Raw genomic sequence first — 22107 nt, 5'->3', positions numbered from 1 at the left:
ATTGCTTTCGAGCCGGGCTTTGCTCGCTTCATAATTGCCCCATGACAGAAAACGTGAATGCAGACCCGGCCGAACTGGCCAAGTTTTCGGAACTCGCACACCGGTGGTGGGATTTGGAGAGCGAATTCCGCCCGCTGCACGAAATCAATCCATTGCGGCTGGAATGGATTGACGGTATTGCGCCTATTTCGGGCCAGCGCGTGGTCGATATCGGCTGCGGCGGCGGCATCCTGGCCGATTCGATGGCGCGCAAGGGCGCCGACGTGCTGGGCGTCGACCTCGCGACCAAGGCGCTCAAGGTCGCTCAACTGCACGCCCTCGAAGCCGGGACGCGCGGCGTCAAGTACCGCGAAGTCAGTGCCGAGGCGCTGGCAGCCGAGCAGCCCGGCAGCTTCGATGTGGTCACCTGCATGGAAATGCTGGAGCACGTGCCCGATCCGGCATCGGTGATCCAGGCCTGCGCCACGCTGGTGAAGCCGGGCGGCTGGGTGTTCTTCTCGACCATCAACCGCAACCTGAAATCCTTCATGCTGGCGATCGTGGGCGCCGAGTACGTCCTGGGCATGCTGCCGCGCGGCACGCACGAGTACCCCAAGCTGATCCGTCCCAGCGAACTGGCCGGCTACTGCCGCGCTGCCCGCCTGGACCTGCGCCACACCCGGGGCATGGAATACAACCCGCTGACCCGCCGCTATTGGCTCAGCGCCGACACCAGCGTCAACTACCTCTTCGCGACCCAGAAGCCGGCGCTGCCGGAGGCGCAGGGATGATGAAGATCGGGAGCACGACCACACAGGCCATCCTGTTCGACCTCGACGGCACGCTGATCGACAGCGCGCCCGACCTGGGCGCGGCGGCCGACAAGATGCGCACCGACCGCGGCCTAGCGCCTTACCCGCTGGAGCGCTACCGCCCGATGGCCGGCGCCGGCGCGCGCGGCATGCTCGGCATCGCCTTCGGCATCACGCCCGAGGCGCCGGAGTTCGACGCTCTGCGCGAGGAGTTCTACGTCGGCTACGAGCGCCGCATGCTGCTCAACACCCTGGTGTTCGACGGCGTGGCGCCGCTGATCGAGGCGATCCGCGAGCGCGGCCTGCGCTGGGGCGTGGTCACCAACAAGTCGGCCCGCTTCACCGAACCGCTGACGGCTGCGATGCCGCTCTTCGCGAGCGCGGGCGCGATCGTGAGCGGCGACACCACACCATTCGCCAAGCCGCACCCCGAGCCGCTGCACGAGGCGGCGCGCCGTCTCGGCGTGGCGCCCGAGGCCTGCATCTACGTGGGAGACGACGAGCGCGACATCATCGCGGGCCGCGCCGCGGGCATGGGAACCGTGGCCGCGACCTACGGCTACATGGGTTCGCAGGCCGATGCGGCGCTCTGGGAGGCCGATGCTTCAATCTCTTCACCCCTTGAGCTCTTGAAGTTACTCAATAGTGCCTAAAATGGGTCACTTGGGGCTGCACTGGTTTCGACGTGGGTTCGGAGTCGCAGCGGGGCATGTCGAGCTGAATGCGCTCGTAAAACAGATTCAAACAAACTAACTGCAAACGACGAACGTTTCGCACTCGCTGCTTAATTGCCAGTGAGCTTTGCAACAGCAGGCCGATGGGCTGGGCAAGGGGGTGACAGAGCAATCTGAATCCTCCCGGCTGCAAAGATAATTACATGGGCTGGCTCCGATCCGGGTACCTTGGGTCGGGGCGAGAAAATAGGGTGCTGGCGTCCGGTTTAGCGTGTGACTGCGCGGCTCCGGAAGCGAGACTTAAATCAGATCACTACACATGTAGAACTGCGCGATGAAGGCTTGCGGACGGGGGTTCAAATCCCCCCAGCTCCACCATCACACTGTCCAAAGGCGTCCATCGGCATCCGATGGACGCCTTTTTTCTTTGAAAATCAACAACTTACTGTCCAAATGAGTGTGATGCAGTCCGACTGCATCCAGAGGGAAGTGGGGGTGCGGGTGGGGGTATGGTGAGGAAAAAACCGTAAAATTTCCTCTCTATACCCCCTAAACCGCCTCAATCCCCGCTGGGAGCACGTTTGGCCCTCTGGTCCCCAGGTCGTACCCCCGCTTGTTTCGGAGTTCTGTGCCCCATGTTGACCGATGTCCGATGCCGCAACGCCACGTGTCCGCCTGATCGTAAACAGGCGCGCTTTGCCGATGCGGGCGGGCTGTATCTCCAAGTTAGCCCGCAGGGCTCAAAGCGCTGGTTTCTGAAGTACCGGGTCGATGGGAAGGAAAAGCAGCTGGCGCTCGGCAGTTATCCGACTGTCACACTGACGGCTGCCCGTCAAGCCCGAGATGCGGCCAAGATGCAGAGAGCTGCTGGCGTGGATCCCATCCAGGCTCGCAAACTCGAGAAGCTCAAGGGGTGGTGTGAAGGAGGGGACACGTTCAAGGCCGTCGCTCTGGAATGGCACTACAAGCAGGTTGGCAATTGGAGTCCGGGCCACGCCGAGCGGATGAAGCGACAGCTTGAGCGAGACCTTTTTCCCTGGCTGGGGGACCGGCGCATGGATGAGATCGAGTCCATGGAACTGCTGGCCGTATTGCAGAAGATCGAGGAGCGGGGTGCCAACGAGACGGCCGACCGCGCGCTGATGTTGGCGCGGCAGGTATACGCGTACTGGTTGCCCACGGCTGACAAACGGCAGCGCAATATCACCGAAGGACTCCAAAAGCGTCTCACGCCGTACCGCGGCACGCACTTTCCGGCCATTGTGGAGCCGCAGCGATTCGGTGAACTACTACGCGGCATGCACGCCTACAAGGGCGGGCCGGTGGTGCGCACGGCCCTATTGTTGGCACCGATTCTGTATCAGCGCCCCATTAACCTGCGCACGATGGAATGGGCTGAACTGGACATGGACATGGCAATATGGACTATCCCCAGCGCCAAGATGAAGCGCGGGGTGAAGGAGAAAGAGCAAGGCGAGCCCCACATCGTGCCCATGCCCATACAGGCTGTTGATCTGTTGCGTCAACTCCAGCCATTGACCGGGCGCGGCCGCTACGTTTTTCCGGGCCAGCGCGACCATGACCGACCCATGTCCGACAACTCGGTACGCACGGCTCTCTATGCCCTGGGCGTCGGTAAGGAGCAGAGTTGGCACGGCTTCAGAGCCAGCGCCCGAACCATGATGGTTGATCAGCTCGACCTGGATCCTCTGGCGATTGAAGCGAACCTCGCGCACGCCGTAAAGGATTCCAATGGTCGTAGCTACAACCGCACGCAATACTTGGCGAAGCGGTTCCAGCAAATTCAACACTGGGCAGACTACCTGGACGGCTTGCGCGACGGAGCTGTCGTGGTGCCCTTCAAATCGCGTGCTGCCTGAATACTGGCATGAGCGAGTTCTCAAGAGCCCTGCAATGCAGGGGCCTGCGGCCGGGTGTGCAGGAGGCCCTTTGTCGTGACCGCTGACTCGGCCCCTCCGCTGACTCGCACTGCCTCAAGCCCTGTGAAACTCCGGCAGCACGCAGCTGCCGATTTCCTCGAGCGCCTCGGCCACAGGTCTTTGGCAGCGCCGCAGGTGCAGCCCGATATGCTGAATGCCGGCTTCGCGCATGGCCTCGAGTTCGGCGATCAAGCCTTGGCGTCCCGTCATCACACCGAAGTGATGCCGCGTGATGGGCGCATCGACCTGAGCCAACAGGTCGATGTGAATGAAGCTCGCATAGGGCTTGCCGGGACCCGCGGCCGCATGCCATGCCTGCGTGCGCGGCAGATGCTCTTGCGGCGTACGCGGATAGGCCAGCAAGCCGTCCATGTGTGCACCGGCCCATTCCAGTGACTGTTGTCCCAGGCCCGCGACCAAAAGGGACAGTGGCCGGGCCGGGCGGGGAAGTACCTGCAGCCCTTCGTCCCAACTGTCGGATGTCCAGCGACGCAGCATCTCGACCTGGCTGCGAAATGCATCGCCGCGTGTGTCGAACGCCCGGTCGAAAACCGGGTACTCCACAGGGCGGTCGCCACTGGCCACGCCCAGCAGCAGGCGACCGTTGCTCAACTGGTCCGCGGTGGCCGCGGCCTTCATCGTGAGCACTGGCTCGCGCAGCGGCAGCACGACGGCGGCTGTGCCGAGCAGGATGTCGCGCGTCATGCCGGCCAGAAAACCGAGGTAGGTGAACACCTCGAACACCTGCGCCGCATCGCCGAACTTCGGGTCGTACAGCGGCACGTCGCGCACCCAGAGCGCGCGAAAGCCCAGCCGGTCGGCCAGTTGGGCGAGCATCGCGTGCTGCGCGATGTCGGGCTCCCCACGCAGCCGGCCCGCGCCTTGCCGTGCGATCTCGCCCGAAGCGCACCAGTCGTTGTCCAGCGGCAGTTCGAGCCCGATGCTGAAGCCGCCGGCCAGCAGGCGCCCCAGCGCGGTGGTCACGCGGCCTCCGCGTAGGTCGGGTAGTCGGTGTAGCCCTTGCCGTCGCCGCCATAGAAGGTCGCGTGCGCGTCGTAGTTGACCGGTGTGAGCGCGTGGCCCTGCGCAATGCGCGTCACGAAGTCGGGGTTGGTAATGAAGGGCTGGCCGAACGCGACCAGGTCGGCCAGGCCCTGCCGCAGAATTTCCTGCGCGCTTTCCTTGGTGTACTTGCCGGCCACCATGATCGGGTTGCGGTACAGCGCGCGCGCCTCCTTGCGGTAGGCCAGCGGCATTGGCGTGTAGCGCGAGATGTTCTCCGAGAAATGAATGTAGGCCAGGTCCATCGGCGCCAGCGCCTGCAGTGCCTTCAGCGTGACGGCGGGAATCTCCGGGTCTTCGTCGGCGTAGCCCTCGGTCACGAAAGGCGACACGCGAATGCCCACGCGGTCCGCGCCCACCTCGGCGGCCACGGCCTGCGTCACCTCGCGCAGCAGGCGGATGCGCTTGTCCTGCGTGCCGCCATACGCGTCGTCGCGCTGGTTGCTGTGCAGCCGCATGAACTGGTCGATCAGGTAGCCGTGCGCCGCATGCAGTTCCACGCCGTCGAAGCCGGCCGCAATGGCGTTGCGCGCCGCGGTGACGAAGTCGCCGATGGTGTCCTCGATGTCAGCGAGCGTCATGGCGCGCGGCACGCCGGTCTCGATCATTCCGAAGCCGCCTTCGGGCAGCGGGCCGTAGACCTTGTCCGGGTGCTTCACCGCCGAGGCCGACACCGGCGTGTGCCCCGAGATCGACGCGTGCGAGCGTCGGCCCACGTGCCACAGCTGCACGAAGATGCGGCCGTTGCGGCGGTGCACCGCGTCGGTCACCTTCTTCCAGCCCGCCACTTGCGCGGGCGAGTAGATGCCGGGCGTCAGCGAATAGCCGCGGCCCACTTCGGAGATCGGCGTGCCCTCGCTCACGATCAGGCCGGCGCCCGCGCGCTGGGCGTAGTAGGTGGCCATCAGTTCGTTGGGCACGTCGCCCGGCTGGTCCGCGCGCGAGCGGGTCATGGGGGCCATGACGACCCGGTTGGCCAGTTGCAGGCGGCCGAATTGGTGGGGGGTGAACAGCATGCGTGTCTCCGTGAATGGTCGATGCTTCGACTCTAGGAAGACGCGGGCCTGTGAACTAGACTCACAAACGGAATAACAGTTGTGAAATAACTTCGCATGGCCCGCCAAGAGATCAACCGTTCCGGCGAGATGGAAGTCTTCGTGCAGGTGGTCGACTCGCAGAGCTTTTCCGCCGCGGCCCGGCGCCTGTCGCTCACGCCGTCGGCGGTGAGCAAGCTGGTCGCACGGCTCGAAGCGCGGCTGGGCGCGCGCCTGCTGGTGCGCTCCACGCGCGGGCTGCACCTCACGCCCGAGGGGGCGAGCTTTCATGCGCGCGCACGCGGCATCCTCGACGCCATGGCCGAGGCCGAGCGCGAGGTGTCGCAGGCCGCCACGCCGCGCGGGCGCGTGCGCATCAACACCAACGTGCCTTTCGGCCGGCGCTGCCTGTTGCCGCTGATGGCGGAATTTCTTGCGCGCTGTCCGGAGATCTTCATCGACCTCGTGCTGACCGATCAGGTCGTGAACGTGCGAGAGGAAAAGACCGACATCGCCATCCGCACCGGCCCGCTGAAGGACTCGGGCCTGGTCAGCCGCGAGCTGGGCCAGAGCCGCTTCGCGGTGGTCGCCTCGCCGGCGTACCTTCAGCGCCGCGAAGCGCCCGCGCATCCGGCCGACCTGGCCCGGCACAACTGCCTGGGCTTCGGCTTCATCCGCCACACGCAGGTCTGGCCCTTCGTCGATGCCGACGGTGCACGCCTGTCGGTGATGCCGCGCGGCAACATGCATGTGAGCGACGGCGAGACCATGCGCGAGCTGGCGCTCGAAGGCGTGGGCCTGGCGCGGCTCGCGCGCTTCCACGTGGGCCGCGACATCGCCGAAGGGCGGCTCGTGCCGCTGCTGGAGCCCTTCAACCCCGGCGACACCGACCCGGTGCACGCCGTCTTCATCGGCCCCGGCAAGGAACTGCCGGCCCGCGTGCGCGCCGTGCTCGACTTCCTGTACGAGCGCGTGGTGCTCGACGAATAGCGCCGCCGGCGCCTTTTGTTTCAGCTGCGCGCGTTCTTCAGCACCAGCGGCGTGCCGGCCAGGAACGCGTCGACACGAAAGCCGATGGCACGGTCCAGGTCCTTGGGAATCGGCTGCTCGTACACCCACTTGCGCACGCCGATGTAGAACACGCTCGAGTGCATGGCCCACACCAGCTCCAGCTCGTCTTCTTCCTCCTGCGGCGTCTTCGGGTCGGGAATGTCGAAGCTGTGCCGCATCTCCGCGGCAATGACCTTGAAGTGCCGCTCGCGCAGCCGGCTCAGGTACTTCTGGTTGATGCCGCCGCGCGTCAGCCCGGCGAACATGAAGATGCGCACCCACTCGCTGCGCAGGATGAAGCGCGCGTAGTCCCGCAGGTAGCGCTTCAGGCGGTCGGCCAGCGGCACGGCGCGGTCGGCCAGCCACTCTTCCCACTCGGGGTTCCAGCGCCGCACGAAGATTTCTTCGTACACGCGATCGACCAGCGCCTCCTTGGTCGGGAAGTAGCGGTACAGCAGCGGCTGCGTGATGCCCAGCTCCTTGGCGAGGTCGCGCGTGCTGGCCTCGAAGCCGTGGCTTGCATAGAAGGCAATCGCGTTCTGCACGATCTGGTGTTCCCGGTCTTCCGGCGCGAGACGCCGCCGCGCGACCGGTGCGGCCGCCTCGTCGGCAGCGGGTGCGGTGCTCGTCATGCGCATGGGCTTCCTGCTTTCATTTGATATTTTAATTATCGACTGAACATTAAAAGAGCGGAGGGAAGGGGCTCGCCGGGCCAGCGATACAGCTCCCGTTGCCGTGCATGTTAGGGGATCGCCAGGCGGCGGCACTGTTTCGCGACTCTTCCTATGGGAACGGGGCAATAAAAGGCTTGTGGCAGCCCATTGAAAGCAGCGGAAACATTGCGCCGATTTCTGTTTCGCTCAACGCAACCTAGGGAAAACGAGAGGACGAAGCTGGATTCTTGCGATCTACTATTTATCAATCGATCATTTAAAAGGATTCGGAAATGCCCATCTCGCGGCTCGGTCACTACTCGGTGCGGACATCGCAGCTCGCCGCGTCCGTGCAGTTCTATACGCGGGTCCTCGGCCTGCGCGAAGGCTTTCGCCCGGCCTTCGATTTCCCGGGTGCGTGGCTCTACAACGGCGACGACGAAGCCGACTTCGGCGTGGTCCATCTCATCGGCGTGGACGAGCGCAACCCCTCGGGCCTGCGCGACTACCTCGGCGACAGGGCCACGGCCAGCGGCACCGGCTCGCTCGATCACCTCGCATTCATCGCCACCGGCGTGGCCGAGTTCCGCCGGGGCCTGTCGCGCGAAGGCATTGCCTTTCGCGAGCGCACCGTGCCCGGCCTGCGCCTGCACCAGGTGTTCTTCGAAGACCCCTCGGGGGTCACGATCGAAATGAATTTCCCCGCGCACGAGGTCGCCTAGAACCCCGGCGCCCGCACTGCGCACTGCTGCATTCCCGCTTCTGCCTTTCAACAAAACCGGAGACAAACCATGAACCCCACCTTCCGCCACACCCTTCGCCGCAACCTTCGCCACGTCCTGCCCCTGATGGCTTTCGCCGCCGTGGCCTCCGCCGTCTCGGTGTCGAACGCCGCCGAGACCTTCCTGCCCGCCTGCTACAAGCCGGCCGCCGGCGTCAGCACCACGGTGAGCTACCCCGCGCGCAAGGGCCCGTACCGCGTGGCGCTGGTCAACGGCCACACCGGCATTCCATGGCGCATGCAGATGATCCAGCAGACCCGCGCCTGGGCCGCGCGGCCCGACGTGGCCAAGGACATCAAGGAACTGAAGGTGGTCAGCACCGGTGCCGACGTGGCCAGCCAGATCGCCGCCATCGACAACTTCATCCAGGCCGGCTACGACGCCATCGCCTTCATCGCGGTCAACCCCAAGGCCTTCGACGCGGTGATCCGCCGCGCAAAGAAGGCGGGCACCGTGCTCGTGTCTTTCGACAACCCGGTCGACAGCCCCGACGTGCTGCGCATCACGCCCGAGTGGGTCGAGTTCGAGGGCGACATCAAGACCCAGGCCGTGGTCGACCTGATGCCCGTGAAGAAGGGCAAGCTGCTCGAAGTGCGCGGCCTGCCCGGCAACTCCACCGACCGCGACCGCCATGCGGGCGTGCGCAAGGTGCTCGACAAGTACAAAGACATCTCGGTGGTCGAGGTCACCGGCAACTGGGACACCGGCACCGTGCAGAAGGTGGTGGCCGATGCCATCGCGGTCAACGGCAAGTTCGATGCGGTGGTCTGCCAGCACGGCTGCCGTGGCGTCACCAGCGCCATGAAGGCGGCCAACCATGCGCCGGTGCCGGTGGGCGGCGACGCGGAAAACGGCTTCGTCAAGGCGCTGATCGACCAGAAGATTCCCGGCATCTCGGTGTCCACCTCGCCGGGGCAGGGCCCGGTGGCCATGCGCGCGGCCATCGCGCTGCTGCAGGGGCAGACGCTGCCGTCGCTGGTGAACCTGCCCACGCCGAACGTGCTCACGAAGGACATGAAGCCCGGCGTCAACTACTTCCCCGACCTGCCCGACAGCTACGAAACGGTGTCCAGCTACGGCGCCTGCGGCATCAGCTTCACGCCCGACGAGATCAACAAGTTCAACCCGGACAACAACTGAGCCGGCGCACGCCCGCAAAGCCTGGAGATCCAGAGTGAACAACGACTATCTGCAACTGGTCGGCGTGAGCAAGCGCTACGGAGGCATCGCGGCGCTCAGCGACGTGTCCTTCAGCGCCGCGCGCGGGTCGATCCACGCCATCCTCGGCGAGAACGGGGCGGGCAAGAGCACGCTCATGAAGACGCTGGCCGGCGTGGTGCGGCCCGACGCCGGCGTGGTGCGGCTCGATGGCCGCGAACTGCGCATGACGGGCCCCGCGCAGGCGCTGGACGAAGGCATCGTCTGCATCTTCCAGGAACTGTCGCTGGTGCCGCACCTGAGCGTGGCCGCCAACATCTGCCTGGCCAACCCGCCGCGCAACCGGCTCGGGCTGATCGATCCGCAGCGCCAGAACCAGATGGCGCGCGAGGCCCTGGCGCGCATCGGCTGCGACCGGCAGATCGACCTGCGCGAGCGCTGCATCGACCTGCCGCTGTCGCAGCGGCAGATCGTGGAAATAGCCAAGGCCGTGGTGCGCCGCCCGCGCGTGCTGATCCTCGACGAAGCCACCTCGGCGCTCACCGCGGAAGACGTGGAGAAGGTCATGCGCCTCCTGCGCACGTTGCGCGAAGAGGGCACTTGCGTGCTCTTCATCTCGCACCGCATGCACGAGGTCGATGCGCTGGCCGACACCTGCTCGGTGTTTCGCAACGGCGAGCACGTCAGCACCTTTCCCGCGGGCACCAAGCCGCATGAAGAAATCGTGCGGCTCATGATCGGTCGGCCGATCGCCCAGGTGTATCCGCCCAAGCCCGAGCCGCTGCCCGCGTCGGTGCGGCCCTACCTGCAGGTGAGCGGACTGCGCTCGGGCGCGCAGCTCAAGGGCGTCGAGCTTTCCGTGCGGCCTGGCGAGATCGTCGGCCTCGGCGGGCTCGACGGACAGGGCCAGCGCGAACTCATGCTGGCGCTGGCGGGCCTGCTGCGCGACGTGCGCGGCGACATCCGCATCGGCGAGCAGACCGCGCCGCCCGACGGCCCGCGCGGCGGCAGGCGCGAGGCTTACCGCATGGCGCTGATTCCGGAAGACCGCAAGACCGAAGGCCTGATGCTGGGCCAGTCGGTGCACGACAACCTCGGCGTTTCCGCGCTCGGGCGCATCAGCCGCTGGGGCGTGGTCGACCATGCCGCCGAGCAGGCGCTGGTTTCCGGGCTGGTGAAGACGCTGCAGATCAAGGCGCCCGACACCCGCGTGGCCGTGTCCACGCTGTCGGGCGGCAACCAGCAGAAGGTGGTGCTGGCCAAGTGGCTCGCCACGCAGCCCCGGCTGCTGTTGCTGATGGACCCGACGCGCGGCGTCGACGTCGGCACCAAGCAGGAAATCTACCGCCTGTTCCGCGACTTGGCCGCCAATGGCCTGGCCATTCTTTTCTATTCCACCGACTGCGACGAACTCATCGGCCTGTGCGACCGCGTGCTCGTGATGTACGACGGCCAGGTCCGTGCGTCGCTCGCGGGCGCAACGCTCACCGAAGAACAGATCCTCATGAACGCGATGAACCTCGGGCGCAAGGACGACGCGCCCGCCAACGACAGCCGGGTGCACGCCACGGCCTGGGAGTGCGCCGCATGAAATCCGCCTCGCTCCATCTGCGCCACCACGCGCGCACGCTGCTGGCGCTGGGCCTGCTGGCGGTGCTGCTGGTCGCCTTTCTGTCGATTCACCCGCGCGGCGCATCGGCGGCGGTGCTCACAGCCTGGTCCAACCAGGGCGTGGCACTGGCCTTGGTGGCCATCGGGCAGACGCTGGTGGTGCTCACCAGCGGCATCGACATTTCCATCGGCGCGATCATGGCGCTCAGCAACTGCGTGGCCTCGGTGCTGGTGCAGGGCGATCCGGTGCAGGTCGCGCTGGGCGTGGCCGCGGTGCTGCTGGTGGGCACGCTGTGCGGTGTGGTGAACGGCATGGTCATCGTCTATGCGCGCATCCAGCCCATCGTCGCGACGCTGGCCACCGGCACCATCTACACCGGCGTTGCGCTGCTGGTGCGGCCCACGCCCGGCGGCGAGGTCGATGCGGGCCTGAGCGACGCCATGACCGGCACGCTGGGCGACCTCTTGCCCACCTCGCTCGTCGTGCTGGCGCTGGTGGTGCTGCTGGTGTGGGAGCCGCTGCGGCGCTCGCTCACCGGGCGCACGCTGTTCGCGCTCGGCTCGGCGGAGCAGGCAGCCTACATGTCGGGCCTGTCGGTCGACCGGGCCAAGATCGTGGCGTATGCCACGGCGGGCCTGTTCGCCGGAATGGGCGGGCTCTTCCTGGGCTTCCAGACGGCCAGTGGCGACGCCGCCATCGGCCTGCCGTACACGCTCAACTCGGTGGCCGCCGTGGTGCTCGGCGGTGCCGCGCTCAGCGGCGGCGTGGCCAGCGTGCTGGGCACTATCGCCGGCGCCTTCATGCTGCGCACCATCGGCAGCCTGATGTTCTTCACCGGCGTGCCGCCGCTCGCGCAGCCGCTGTTCGAGGGGCTGGTGCTGATCTGCGCCGTCGCGCTGGGCGCCGCGCGCCTGCTGCGCATCCGCAACCGACTGGAGATCTTCCGATGAGCACGCTCGCACTTCGCTCCCACCTGCGCACCCAACTGAAGACCCCGACCGGCGCCGTGCTGCTGGCGCTCGCGGCCCTGCTGCTGCTGGGCGGGGCGCTCAACAGCCAGTTCTTCTCGCCCACCTACCTGCTGCTGCAGTTGCAGAGCGGCGCCTTCCTCGGCGTGATCGCGGCCGGCGCGACGCTGGTCATCCTGCTGGGGCACATCGACCTGTCGGTGCCCTGGACGCTGACCGTCGCGGCCACCGTGGGCACGGCCGTGGCGCGCGCCCAGGGCGGCGCGTGGGCCGAACTCGGGCCGCTGGCCGGCATTGCCGCCGGCGCGCTCATCGGGCTGCTGAACGGCCTGGGCGTGGCCTACCTGCGCATTCCCTCGCTGATCTGGACGCTGGCGGTCAACACCATCCTGCTGGGCGCGGTGGCGTTCTATGCGGGCAACACCGTCATATCGAGCGAGCCCTCGCCCGTCATGGCCGCGCTGGGCGCCGGGCGCAGTTTCGGCGTGCTGCCCAACGCGGTTCTGGTGTGGGTGGCGGTGTCGGTGCTCGTGGTGTGGGTGCTGCGCCGAACGCTGATGGGGCGCTACATCTATGCGGTGGGCACGCGTGAGGTGGCTGCCCACATGTCGGGCATCGACACGCGCCGCGTGATCCTCGGCGCCTTCGTTGCCTCCGGCGTGTGCAGCGCCATCGCGGGGCTGCTGCTGGCGGGCTATGCGGGGCAGTCGTACCAGCGCATGGGCGACCCCTTCCTGTTGCCGGGCGTCGCGGCGGTGGTGGTCGGCGGCACCAGCATCCTGGGCGGACGCGGGCGCTACGGCGGCACCGTGGCCGGCGTGTTGCTGATCACGCTCATGAGCAGCATGCTGTCGCTCATGCACGTGCCCGAGGCCGTGAAGCAGATCTGCTACGGGCTCGTCATCGTCGTGATGGTCGGTCTCTACAGCCGCAGGCAGGGCGCCTGAGGCCCGAGACCCGAGTTCCAGCGCTGCATTCACATCCAAAGGAAACGTCATGTTCGACAAACGCGCACTCATCGTCGGCGTCACCGGCATCGTCGGCAACAACCTCGCACGCCAGTTGCTGGCCGAAGGCGGCTGGGAGGTGCATGGCATCTCGCGCAAGCCGCCGCTCGGCCTGTCGCGCGTGAAGCATGTCGCGGTCGACGTGCTCGACGCCGAGGCCACGCGCCATGCGCTGGCCGACACCCGGCCCACGCACGTCTTCTTCTGCACCTGGACACGCATGTCCAACGAGGCCGACAACTGCCGCGTCAACGGCGCCATGGTGCGCCACGTGCTCGACGCCGTGAGCGGCCCCGGGCAGGCGTCGGTGCGGCACGTGGCGCTGGTCACCGGCACCAAGAACTACCTCGGTCCGTTCGACATGTACGCGCGTAACCAGCCCGAGACCCCGTTCCGCGAAGACCAGCCGCGCCTGCCCATCGACAACTTCTACTACGTGCAGGAAGACGTGGTGTTCGAGTTCGCGGGGCGCCACGGCTGGTCGTGGAGCGTGCACCGGCCGCACACCATCGTGGGCTATGCCGTGGGCAACGCCATGAACATCGGCGTCACGCTCGCGGTGTACGCCTCGGTCTGCAAGGCGCACGGCAGGCCCTTTCTTTTTCCCGGCTCGCCGACGCAGCACGCGGGCCTCACCGACGTCACCGATGCGCGCCTGCTGGCGAAGCATCTGGCGTGGGCCGCCACCACGCCCGCCGCGCGCAACGAGGCCTTCAACGTGGCCAACGGCGACGTGTTCCGCTGGAAGCGGCTGTGGGGCGTGATCGGCGGCCATTTCGGGCTTGAGGCCGCGCCGTACCCGGGCGAGCAGGTGCCGCTGCAGCAGCAGATGGCCGACATGGCGCCGCTGTGGAATGGCCTGGTGCAGGCGCATCGGCTGCAGCCGCACGGCATCGACGAACTGGCCTCGGCCTGGCACACCGACCTCGACCTGGGCCGCCCCATGGAGTGCGTCAACGACATGAACAAGAGCCGGCGCCTCGGCTTCGTGGGCTTCCAGGACACCGAGCGGTCGTTCCTCGACCTGTTCGACCAGCTGCGCCACGAACGAATCATTCCCTGAACACAGACAACGAACGGAGAACAACACCATGGACAAAGGCTTGAAGGATCGCGTCGCAATCGTCACGGGCGCCGGGGCCGGCATCGGCTTCGAGACCACGCGGCAATTCCTGGAGGCTGGCGCGCGCGTGGTCGCGGCCGACCTCGACACCTCGGCGCTGGAGGCACTGGCCAGCGACCGCCTGCACCCGGTGAAGGCCGACATGCGCGACGCCGATGCGGCCGAACGGCTCACCCGCGAAGCTCTGCAGCGCTTCGGGCAGATCGACATCCTCTTCAACAACGCGGGCGTGGCCACCGCGCGCGACGGCTTCCTGAAGATCAGCGACGAAGACTGGCAAGCCACCTTCAACCTGAACCTGATGGGCTACGTGCGCATGAGCCGTGCGGTGCTGCCGCACATGCTCGAGCGCAAGCGCGGTGCGCTGGTGCACTGCGCGTCCGAGACCGGGCGCATTCCGCATCCGCTGCTGCCCGACTACAGCGTGTCGAAGGCCGCGATCCTGATGCTCTCGAAAATTCTTGCGACCGAGTTCACCGGCCAGGGCGTGCGCTCGAACGTGGTGTCGCCGGCGCACGTGCGCACCGCGCTGTGGGACCGGCCGGGCGGCTTTCTCGATTCGCTGGCGGCCAAGTACGGTTCCGGCCGCGAGGAAGCCGTCGACATCTTCCTGAAGACCGCGAACATTCCTTCGGGCCGGCTCGGTCGTCCTGAAGACGTGGCGGCGGCGGTGCTGTTCCTCGCTTCCGACCAGGCCGACTTCATCACCGGCGTGGAGCTGGCGGTGAACGGCGGCGTGACCAAGTTCGTGTGAGGGGCGCGCACATGCAACGTTTCGAACAGCGGGTGGTGCTGGTCACCGGCGCGGGCTCGGGCATCGGTGCCGCGGTTGCGCTGCGCCTGGCGCAAGAGGGTGCATCGGTGATCGTGGCGGACCGCGACCTGTCGGCGGCCACGGCCGTCGCGGCCTCGCTGGAAGCCGAGGGGCGTGGGGGCTTTGCCATAGGCCTCGACGTGACGAACAGCGACGACATTGCCAGCGCCATCGAGCGCGTGCGTGCGCGCCACGGCCACCTCGATGCGCTCGTCAACAACGCAGGCATCCACCACGGCGGCAGCTTCGAAGACACCGACATGGCGGACTGGCGCCGGTTGATGGCGGTCAATGTCGAAGGCACGATGAGCCTGTCCCTGGCCGCGTTGCCGTTGCTCAAGGCGGCGGGCCGGCCCACGGCCATCGTCAACCTGTCGTCCATCTCCGGGCTGGGCGGCGACTTCGGGCAGGCCGCCTATGCCACCAGCAAGGGGGCCGTCACGCACCTCACGCGCAGCATGGCGCTCGACCTTGCCAAGTTCGGCATGCGCGTGAATGCGGTGTGCCCCGGCTCGGTAAGAACGCCGACGTTCGACGCTGCCATTGCGAAGCTCGACCCCGCGAAGGTCGAGGAAGCCTTTGCCAGGGCCTACCCGATGGGGCGCATCGCGGAGCCGGCCGAGATTGCCGCCGCCGTCGCGTTCCTCGCTTCGGACGATGCCTCGTTCGTCAACGGCGTGAACCTGCCGGTCGACGGCGGACTCACGGCCCACAACGGCGCGCCGCGTTTCGACGGCTGAAGCCGGGCCGTCCTCTTTTTTTCCTCCTCACGACTTTCACCCACGACAACAGGACTTCCCATGGACCTCGGACTTGAAGGCGCACGCGCACTCGTCACCGCATCGACCGGTGGCATCGGCCGCGAAATCGCTCGCACGCTGGCCCGCGAAGGCGCCACCGTCTACATCAACGGCCGCACCGCGCAGGCGGTCGATGCGGCCATTGCCGACCTGCGCGCGCGCGCGCCGGGCGCGCGGCTCGAAGGGCTGGTGGCCGACAACGGCGGCGCGCAGGGTTGCGCCGAAACCATCGCGCTGCTGCCCGAACTCGACATCCTGGTGAACAACCTCGGCATCTACGAGGCCGTGCCCTTCACGCAGACCACCGATGCGCAGTGGCTCGAAAGCTTCGACGTGAATGTGATGAGCGGCGTGCGGCTTGGCCGCCACTACATCCAGGGCATGCTCGCGCGCGGCAAGGGCCGCATCGTGTTCCTGTCGAGCGAGGCCGCCATTGCGCCCGCGCCGGAACTGCCGCACTACAGCGCCTCGAAGTCGATGACGCTGGCGGTCTCGCGCACGCTGGCGGAGCTGACCAAGGGCACCGCCGTCACGGTCAATGCCGTCGTACCGGGTTCGACGCGCACCGAAGGCGTTCGGGTCTTCGTGCAGGGCCTGTTCCCCGAGCTTTCGTACGAAGAGGCCGAGCGTCGTTTCGTCGCGGAGAACCGCAGCACCTCGATCATCGCGCGGCTCATCGATCCCGCCGAGGTGGCCGACCTCGTGGCCTTCGTGTGCAGCCAGCGCGCGAGCGCCATCAACGGCGCCGCGCTGCGCGTGGACGGCGGCATCGTCCGCTCGATCTACTGATGAGCGGCACGCCTTCCTACAAGGCACTGCCGTACGCACCGTTCGACGGCCTGCTCGACTTTCGCGGCAAGACCGCGGTGGTGACGGGCGGCGGCGACGGCATCGGCCTTGCCATCGCGCGGCGCTTTGCCGAGGCGGGCGCGCGCGTGGTCGTCGGCGACCTGCAGGCGGGCCGCACCGGCGAGCTCGTCGCCGAAGGGCTCGACGTGCGCCACGTGCCCACGGACGTGACCGTGCAGGAGCAGGTCGACGGCCTGCTCGATGCGGCAATGGCCGCGCACGGCCGCATCGACGTCTTCGTGAACAACGCGGGCATCTATCCGCTGCGCCCGGTCGATGACGTCGACGGCGCCTTCTGGGACCGCATGTTCGCGGTGAACTGCAAGGCAATGTTCTTCGGCGCGCAGGCGGCCAGCCGCCGCATGAAGGCGCAGGGGCAGGGCGGCGCCATCGTCAACCTGTCGTCGATCTGCGGCCACAAGCCCATGCCCAACCACTGCGCCTATGACGCGTCGAAGGGCGCCGTGCTGGCGATGACGCGCAACCTCGCGCTTGCACTGGCACCGCACGGCATCCGCGTGAACTCCGTGTCGCCGGGGCTCACGGCCACGCCCGGCAACCTGAAGCCGGAGTTGTTCCGCCAGCTGCAGGACAGCGGCGTGCTCGACAACATTCCGCTGCGTCGCCGGGCCGAGCCTTTCGAGATTGCCAGCACCGTGCTGTTCCTGGCCTCGCCGATGGCGAGCTACGTGACGGGCACCGACCTGCTGGTGGACGGCGGCTGGTTCCTGCACGGCACCTGAACCGCGCCGCGCATTTTTTCTTCCTTTCTTTCTTCTTCTCTTCACTCTTGTTCAACGACACATGAAAACCAAAGCCGCCGTCGCCTGGAAATCCGGAGCCCCGCTGACCATTGAAACCGTCGACCTCGACGGTCCCCGTTTCGGCGAAGTGCTGGTCGAGATCAAGGCCACCGGCATCTGCCACACCGACTACTACACGCTCTCGGGCGCCGACCCCGAAGGCATCTTCCCCGCCATCCTGGGCCATGAAGGCGCGGGCATCGTGGTCGACGTCGGCCCCGGCGTCACCACCCTGAAAAAGGGCGACCACGTCATCCCGCTGTACACGCCCGAATGCCGCCAGTGCAAGTTCTGCCTGAGCCGCAAGACCAACCTGTGCCAGCTCATCCGCGGCACGCAGGGCAAGGGCCAGATGCCCGACGGCACCTCGCGCTTCAGCCTGGACGGCCAGCCCATTGCCCACTACATGGGCACCAGCACATTCAGCAACTACACCGTCGCGCCAGAAATCTCACTGGCCAAGATCCGCGAAGACGCCCCCTTCGACAAGGTCTGCTACATCGGCTGTGGCGTCACCACCGGCATCGGCGCGGTGATCTTCACGGCCAAGGTCGAAGCCGGCGCCAACGTGGTGGTGTTCGGCCTCGGCGGCATCGGCCTGAATGTCATTCAAGGCGCCAAGATGGTGGGCGCCGACAAGATCATCGGCATCGATTTGAACCCCGAGCGCGAAGCCATGGCCCGCAAGTTCGGCATGACGCACTTCATCAACCCGAAGGACACCGAGAACGTCGTCGATGCCATCGTGCAGCTGACCGACGGCGGCGCCGACTACAGCTTCGAGTGCATCGGCAACACCAAGGTGATGCGCCAGGCACTGGAATGCACGCACAAGGGCTGGGGCCGCAGCATCATCATCGGCGTGGCCGAGGCGGGTGCGGAAATCAGCACGCGCCCGTTCCAGCTGGTCACGGGCCGCAAGTGGGAGGGCTCGGCCTTCGGCGGTGCGCGCGGGCGCACCGACGTGCCGAAGATCGTCGACTGGTACATGGAAGGCAAGATCAACATCGACGACCTGATCACGCACACCATGCCGCTGGAGGACATCAACAAGGGCTTCGACCTGATGAAGCGCGGCGAGTCGATTCGCGGCGTGGTGCTCTACTGATGCCGGCACCGTTTCGAACGCTGGCCGAGCATCGATGCTTCGGCGGCATGCAGCGTTTTCTCGAACACGATGCACGCGAAATCAGGCTCCCGATGCGCCTGTCGGTGTTCCTTCCGCCGCAGGCCGCGCTCGCCAAGGTGCCCGCGCTGCTCTACCTCGCGGGGCTGACCTGCAACGAAGAAACCTTCGCGGTGAAGGCCGGCGCCCAGCGGCTGGCCGCCGAGTTCGGCATCGCGCTGATCGCACCTGACACCAGCCCGCGCGGCGCAGGCGTTGCCGGCGAAGCCGACGATTGGGACTTCGGCGTCGGCGCGGGCTTCTATCTGGATGCCACGCAGGCACCGTGGTCGGCGCACTGGCGCATGGAGAGCTACCTCGTGCGCGAGCTGCTGCCCCTGCTCGGCGAGTGCCTGCCCATCGATGCGCGACGGCTCGGCATCTTCGGCCACTCGATGGGCGGGCACGGCGCGCTCACGCTCGCGTTGCGGCACCCGGGGTTGTTCAGGTCGGTCTCGGCCTTCGCGCCGGTGTGCGCGCCCACGCAATGCCCTTGGGGCCGCAAGGCGTTCACGGGCTACCTCGGCGCCGATGCCGATACCGAGGCCTGGCAAGACCACGACGCCAGCAGCCTGATGCAGCGGCAACGGGCCGTGCCGTACCCCGGGGGCATCCTGATCGACCAGGGGCTGGAAGACAAATTCCTGGCCGGGCAGTTGCATCCCCACCTGTTCGAAGCCGCCTGCGGCGCGGCAGGACAGCCACTCACCTTGCGCCGGCACATCGGCTACGACCATGGCTACTACTTCGTGCAGAGCTTCATGGCCGACCACCTGAAGCATCACCAACGCATTCTTTTTCAACCCTCCTGACCTTCAACGAAAGAAGACACCATGCCCAAGCTTTACGACTGCGACATTTCCGGCAGCTGCTACAAGATCCGCCTGTTCCTGAACATCCTCGATGTGCCGTACGACGCGGTGCCAGTCGATTTCGTAAACAAGGAACACAAGACCGCACCCTACCTGGCGCTCAACCCGTTCGGCGAGATCCCGATCTTCGAAGACGGCGAACTGCGCCTGCGCGATGCGCAGGCCATCCTGATCTACATCGCGCGCAAGTACGACAAGTCGGGCAACTGGTTCCCCGAAGACGCTCGCTCACAGGGCCAGATCGCGCAATGGTTGTCGACTGGCGGCGGTGAAGTCATGAACGCGGCGGGCGCGCGTCTGGTGAAGGTGCTGAACTACCCGCTCGACCTGGCCAAGCTGCATGCCGGCGCGAATCGTGTGTTCGGCATCATGGACGCACACCTGGCAAGCAGGGAGTTCCTGGAACTCGGCCATCCGACCATCGCGGACATCGCCTGCTTTCCGTACACGGCGCTGGCGGGCGAAGGCGGCATCGACCTGATCCCCTACCCGAATGTACTGACCTGGGTCGAACGCATGAAGCAGTTGCCCGGGTTCGTTCCGATGCCTGGTATCACAAGGACTTGATCACTGGCGGACATGGCTTCTACCTTGTCGCCCCAAAATCTCGGGCGCTTGTCGGAGCCACGGCGCGCCTTGTCGGATGCCCGACGCAGCCGGCATCGCGCGCGGGGCCCCTGACCCCGTCACAGACCGTTCTTCGCCCGAAAAATACAGAGGCTCCACCCATCGGACGCGACCAATCCGAAACTTCCATCGGGCTGCGAGCTGCGCCCGTGTCGCGCGACCTTCTTGCGCGTTATCACACGGCCTCCAGCGATTGCCGGCATTCGAAGGACGGCGCGAATGCGTACTACTGGCCAGTAGCAGGTTCTAGCTCTCGACTCACGCATCACAGAACAGGGGCGACTACAGTCGCGCGCCAGCCTGCTGGCGAGTTGGCGCCGTGGGTGGGGCAGCTTGGCGTCTTCATGCGTGTGGGATTGACGCCCGGAGTGCTTGAGAGTGCGTCAGCCGTAGTGGGACAGGAATATGTCTACCGACGTTTCTGCGACCTGCTTTTGCTGGGCTGGCGTGCGACGATCGATGGCGTGCAGTTCATCGGCCACGCCAGCTCAGCATTACTCGGGACGCGGCTTGTTCGATGGCAACAGGACCTTGTGGGCCTCCTGGGTCATCGTCGATGGTGCCATCGGCGGCAGCACGGAGCACGATCTTCGGCTGTTCTTCAGCGGCGATACCGGCTACTTCGACGGCTTCAAGGAGATCCGATCGTTGGTGTCGCTGATCCAACTCAGCAAGCTCTGCCTGTCCATTTGGCGGAAAGATATATGATGTTCTTCGTTGCCCTGGCGAACCGCGAATCTCATCCATGTCGATCCTGCTACAGCTCTCCAGCGAAAACCTGTCTTCCCGTGTTTACGGGCGCATCCGTTCGGCCCTGATGGATGGCGAATTCGCGCCTGGAGAACGATTGCGCATCAAGGATTTGTCCTCGCAGCTCGGGACTAGCATCACGCCTGTTCGCGAAGCCATCTTCAAGCTGGTGAGCGAACGCGCCTTGGAAATGCGTGCCGCTACAGCCATCCACGTTCCGATACTGGGCCCCGATGACCTACGTCAGATTCAGCTCATGCGACTGGCTCTGGAGGGGGCGGCTGCGGAGAGAGCGTGCACGCTTATGACACCTGCTGACCTGGACCGGCTCGCGAAGATCCAGGAAGAGTTTGTCATCGCTGCCGCCAAAGATGCGGCGCTGGCTGCCAAGCTGAACACCGACTTCCATTTCGGGTTGCTGCGTGCAGCACAGATGCCGCTGGTCACCGCGACGGTCGAGAACTTCTGGGTCATGATGGGGCCGTTGCTTCGGACCTTCCACAACGAGATGCCGCGGCGCGAGATCAGCAGCCGCAACCACAAGCATTACCAGGTGCTGCGCGCATTGCGCAAGCGTGACCCTCAGGCGGCGCGCGTGGCGATCCAGGACGACATCCGTTGGAGCGACGTGATCATCGCCTGGCTCGAAAAGCAAAACGCAGCCTGACCCCTCATCAGCGCATGCGAAGCGACGGCGCTTCGCATAACGGCTTCTCTCTTTTTGAACAAAGATATATCATGCATCCTTGAGGCGGCGCGCAGATGTGACGCCTTGAGCGCCGCCGTTGTGGCGAGCGTTTACGACAAGGAGATATGTCATGAATACATCATTGAAGAATTCGGACGCCGAGCGTCGCAAGGTGGCTGTGGTGACTGGCGGAGGCACGGGCATCGGCCTAGCATGTGCCCGGCATTTCGCGGCCATGGGCTGGCGCGTGATCGCGCTGGGCATGGATCGTGAAGACGCCGATGCCCCGGGCGTCGAGTTCTCGAAGCTCGACATCACCGACGAGGTCGCCGTGCAGCAAGCGGTGCAGGGCCTCGATGGCATCGACGCGCTGGTCAATGCAGCGGGCCTGATCCGGCACGAAGGGCGCGAATGGGGATCCGAAGGCTTCCGGCAGGTGCTGGAGGTGAACCTTGTGGGCACCCAACTCGTGACCATGGCCTGCAAGGACGGGCTGGCGAAGCGTCAGGGCGCGGTCGTGAACTTCGCGTCGATGTTCAGCTGGTTCGGCTCGCGTAACAACCCCTCGTACGCGGCCAGCAAGGGCGCGGTGGTGGCGCTCACGCGCTCACACGCGATGGCCTTCGCCGACCTCGGCATCCGCGTGAACGCGGTGGCGCCGGGCTGGATCGACACCCGGCTGGCCAGCGGCGCCATCCACAATCCTGACCGGGCGCCCGGCATCCTCGCGCGCATCCCGGCCAAGCGCTGGGGCACGGCGGACGAAGTGGCCGAAGTGGTGGGCTTCCTGAGCACCGCGCCTTCGCGCTACGTGACCGGCGCGCTGGTTCCGGTCGACGGCGGCTTCCACATCGGTTGAGAAAGCAAAAGACCGAGGCTGCGGCG

The 22107-nt window shown here is 66.3% G+C and carries 22 protein-coding genes, 1 other RNA gene and 1 pseudogene; 21 read left to right on the top strand and 3 right to left on the bottom strand.

Features of this window, described 5'->3' with window-relative positions; genetic code table 11:
* Positions 1-41: 41 nt before the first annotated feature.
* The 4 genes from ubiG to AC07Y4_RS00690 all read left to right on the top strand — a co-directional run bounded on the left by ubiG (position 42) and on the right by AC07Y4_RS00690 (position 3345).
* The gene (gene ubiG / locus AC07Y4_RS00705) at positions 42-770 is read left to right on the top strand and encodes a bifunctional 2-polyprenyl-6-hydroxyphenol methylase/3-demethylubiquinol 3-O-methyltransferase UbiG (RefSeq protein ID WP_095946884.1); all 729 of its coding nucleotides are present in this window, start codon (positions 42-44) and stop codon (positions 768-770) included.
* Entirely contained in the window at positions 770-1444 is a 675-nt protein-coding gene (locus tag AC07Y4_RS00700; protein WP_172438237.1) for an HAD family hydrolase, read from the top strand. Before ubiG ends, AC07Y4_RS00700 begins: the two co-directional genes overlap by 1 nt.
* A 12-nt stretch (positions 1445-1456) precedes the next feature.
* Positions 1457-1843, top strand: a transfer-messenger RNA (tmRNA) gene (gene ssrA / locus AC07Y4_RS00695).
* Between the two features lie 257 nt (positions 1844-2100).
* Positions 2101-3345: a tyrosine-type recombinase/integrase gene (locus AC07Y4_RS00690; protein ID WP_495274098.1), complete on the top strand. Its 1245-nt coding sequence runs from the start codon at positions 2101-2103 to the stop codon at positions 3343-3345.
* A gap of 114 nt (positions 3346-3459) precedes the next feature.
* Here the strand turns inward: AC07Y4_RS00690 and AC07Y4_RS00685 are convergent, their stop codons facing one another.
* Together AC07Y4_RS00685 and AC07Y4_RS00680 are read right to left on the bottom strand one after the other, a co-directional pair.
* Positions 3460-4389, bottom strand: coding sequence for a TIGR03571 family LLM class oxidoreductase (locus AC07Y4_RS00685; RefSeq protein ID WP_495274097.1), 930 nt, complete (start codon positions 4387-4389; stop codon positions 3460-3462).
* Positions 4386-5483, bottom strand: coding sequence for an alkene reductase (locus AC07Y4_RS00680; RefSeq protein ID WP_495274096.1), 1098 nt, complete (start codon positions 5481-5483; stop codon positions 4386-4388). Before AC07Y4_RS00680 ends, AC07Y4_RS00685 begins: the two co-directional genes overlap by 4 nt.
* A 96-nt stretch (positions 5484-5579) precedes the next feature.
* On the opposite strand from AC07Y4_RS00680, the gene AC07Y4_RS00675 reads away from it, so the two are divergent.
* Positions 5580-6491, top strand: a complete 912-nt coding sequence (locus AC07Y4_RS00675) for a LysR family transcriptional regulator (protein ID WP_495274095.1) — start codon at positions 5580-5582, stop codon at positions 6489-6491.
* A 20-nt stretch (positions 6492-6511) separates the two neighbouring features.
* On the opposite strand, the gene AC07Y4_RS00670 is transcribed toward AC07Y4_RS00675, so the two are convergent.
* Positions 6512-7183: a TetR/AcrR family transcriptional regulator gene (locus tag AC07Y4_RS00670; RefSeq protein WP_260397171.1), complete on the bottom strand. Its 672-nt coding sequence runs from the start codon at positions 7181-7183 to the stop codon at positions 6512-6514.
* A gap of 314 nt (positions 7184-7497) precedes the next feature.
* Here AC07Y4_RS00670 and AC07Y4_RS00665 point away from each other — a divergent pair, with 314 nt between their 5' ends.
* From AC07Y4_RS00665 to AC07Y4_RS00590, 16 genes and pseudogenes are all read left to right on the top strand, one after another.
* A complete protein-coding gene (locus AC07Y4_RS00665) occupies positions 7498-7926 on the top strand; it encodes a VOC family protein (RefSeq protein ID WP_495274094.1) in 429 nt (142 codons plus the stop codon).
* 69 nt (positions 7927-7995) lie between these two features.
* Complete coding sequence (locus AC07Y4_RS00660) at positions 7996-9126, top strand: sugar ABC transporter substrate-binding protein (RefSeq protein ID WP_495274093.1); 1131 nt, start codon at positions 7996-7998, stop codon at positions 9124-9126.
* A gap of 34 nt (positions 9127-9160) precedes the next feature.
* Positions 9161-10735, top strand: coding sequence for a sugar ABC transporter ATP-binding protein (locus AC07Y4_RS00655; protein ID WP_495274092.1), 1575 nt, complete (start codon positions 9161-9163; stop codon positions 10733-10735).
* Entirely contained in the window at positions 10732-11706 is a 975-nt protein-coding gene (locus AC07Y4_RS00650; RefSeq protein ID WP_495274091.1) for an ABC transporter permease, read from the top strand. The genes AC07Y4_RS00655 and AC07Y4_RS00650 overlap by 4 nt, the downstream gene beginning before the upstream one ends.
* Positions 11703-12671 carry an ABC transporter permease gene (locus AC07Y4_RS00645; protein WP_495274090.1) on the top strand — a complete coding sequence of 323 codons (969 nt, stop codon included), beginning with the start codon at positions 11703-11705 and terminating at the stop codon, positions 12669-12671. The genes AC07Y4_RS00650 and AC07Y4_RS00645 overlap by 4 nt, the downstream gene beginning before the upstream one ends.
* Before the next feature lie 49 nt (positions 12672-12720).
* Complete coding sequence (locus AC07Y4_RS00640; RefSeq protein WP_495274089.1) at positions 12721-13794, top strand: SDR family oxidoreductase; 1074 nt, start codon at positions 12721-12723, stop codon at positions 13792-13794.
* Positions 13795-13822: 28 nt separating this feature from the next.
* On the top strand, positions 13823-14608 hold the full coding sequence (locus AC07Y4_RS00635) for an SDR family NAD(P)-dependent oxidoreductase (RefSeq protein ID WP_124461944.1): 786 nt from the start codon (positions 13823-13825) through the stop codon (positions 14606-14608).
* An 11-nt stretch (positions 14609-14619) separates the two neighbouring features.
* Positions 14620-15408, top strand: a complete 789-nt coding sequence (gene budC / locus AC07Y4_RS00630) for a meso-2,3-butanediol dehydrogenase (RefSeq protein ID WP_495274088.1) — start codon at positions 14620-14622, stop codon at positions 15406-15408.
* Between the two features lie 60 nt (positions 15409-15468).
* Positions 15469-16257, top strand: a complete 789-nt coding sequence (locus AC07Y4_RS00625; RefSeq protein ID WP_495274087.1) for an SDR family NAD(P)-dependent oxidoreductase — start codon at positions 15469-15471, stop codon at positions 16255-16257.
* Positions 16257-17060, top strand: a complete 804-nt coding sequence (locus AC07Y4_RS00620; RefSeq protein ID WP_495274086.1) for an SDR family NAD(P)-dependent oxidoreductase — start codon at positions 16257-16259, stop codon at positions 17058-17060. The genes AC07Y4_RS00625 and AC07Y4_RS00620 overlap by 1 nt, the downstream gene beginning before the upstream one ends.
* 61 nt (positions 17061-17121) lie before the next feature.
* Entirely contained in the window at positions 17122-18228 is a 1107-nt protein-coding gene (locus AC07Y4_RS00615; RefSeq protein ID WP_495274085.1) for an S-(hydroxymethyl)glutathione dehydrogenase/class III alcohol dehydrogenase, read from the top strand.
* Positions 18228-19097: an S-formylglutathione hydrolase gene (gene fghA / locus AC07Y4_RS00610; protein WP_495274084.1), complete on the top strand. Its 870-nt coding sequence runs from the start codon at positions 18228-18230 to the stop codon at positions 19095-19097. The genes AC07Y4_RS00615 and fghA overlap by 1 nt, the downstream gene beginning before the upstream one ends.
* 21 nt (positions 19098-19118) lie before the next feature.
* Entirely contained in the window at positions 19119-19724 is a 606-nt protein-coding gene (locus AC07Y4_RS00605; protein ID WP_495274083.1) for a glutathione S-transferase family protein, read from the top strand.
* A gap of 534 nt (positions 19725-20258) precedes the next feature.
* Positions 20259-20426 (top strand): annotated as a pseudogene (locus tag AC07Y4_RS00600) (MBL fold metallo-hydrolase); the annotation flags it as partial.
* A gap of 103 nt (positions 20427-20529) precedes the next feature.
* Positions 20530-21201 (top strand): GntR family transcriptional regulator, encoded by a 672-nt coding sequence (locus AC07Y4_RS00595; RefSeq protein ID WP_354398546.1) that lies wholly within the window; start codon positions 20530-20532, stop codon positions 21199-21201.
* A gap of 151 nt (positions 21202-21352) precedes the next feature.
* Complete coding sequence (locus tag AC07Y4_RS00590; protein ID WP_495274082.1) at positions 21353-22081, top strand: SDR family NAD(P)-dependent oxidoreductase; 729 nt, start codon at positions 21353-21355, stop codon at positions 22079-22081.
* Positions 22082-22107: the final 26 nt, after the last annotated feature.

It is taken from the genome of Variovorax sp. GW460-12-1-14-LB1 (assembly GCF_059423605.1).
The sequence above is the reverse complement of the archived record's forward strand: the minus strand, read 5'-3'. Positions and strand labels throughout refer to the sequence as shown.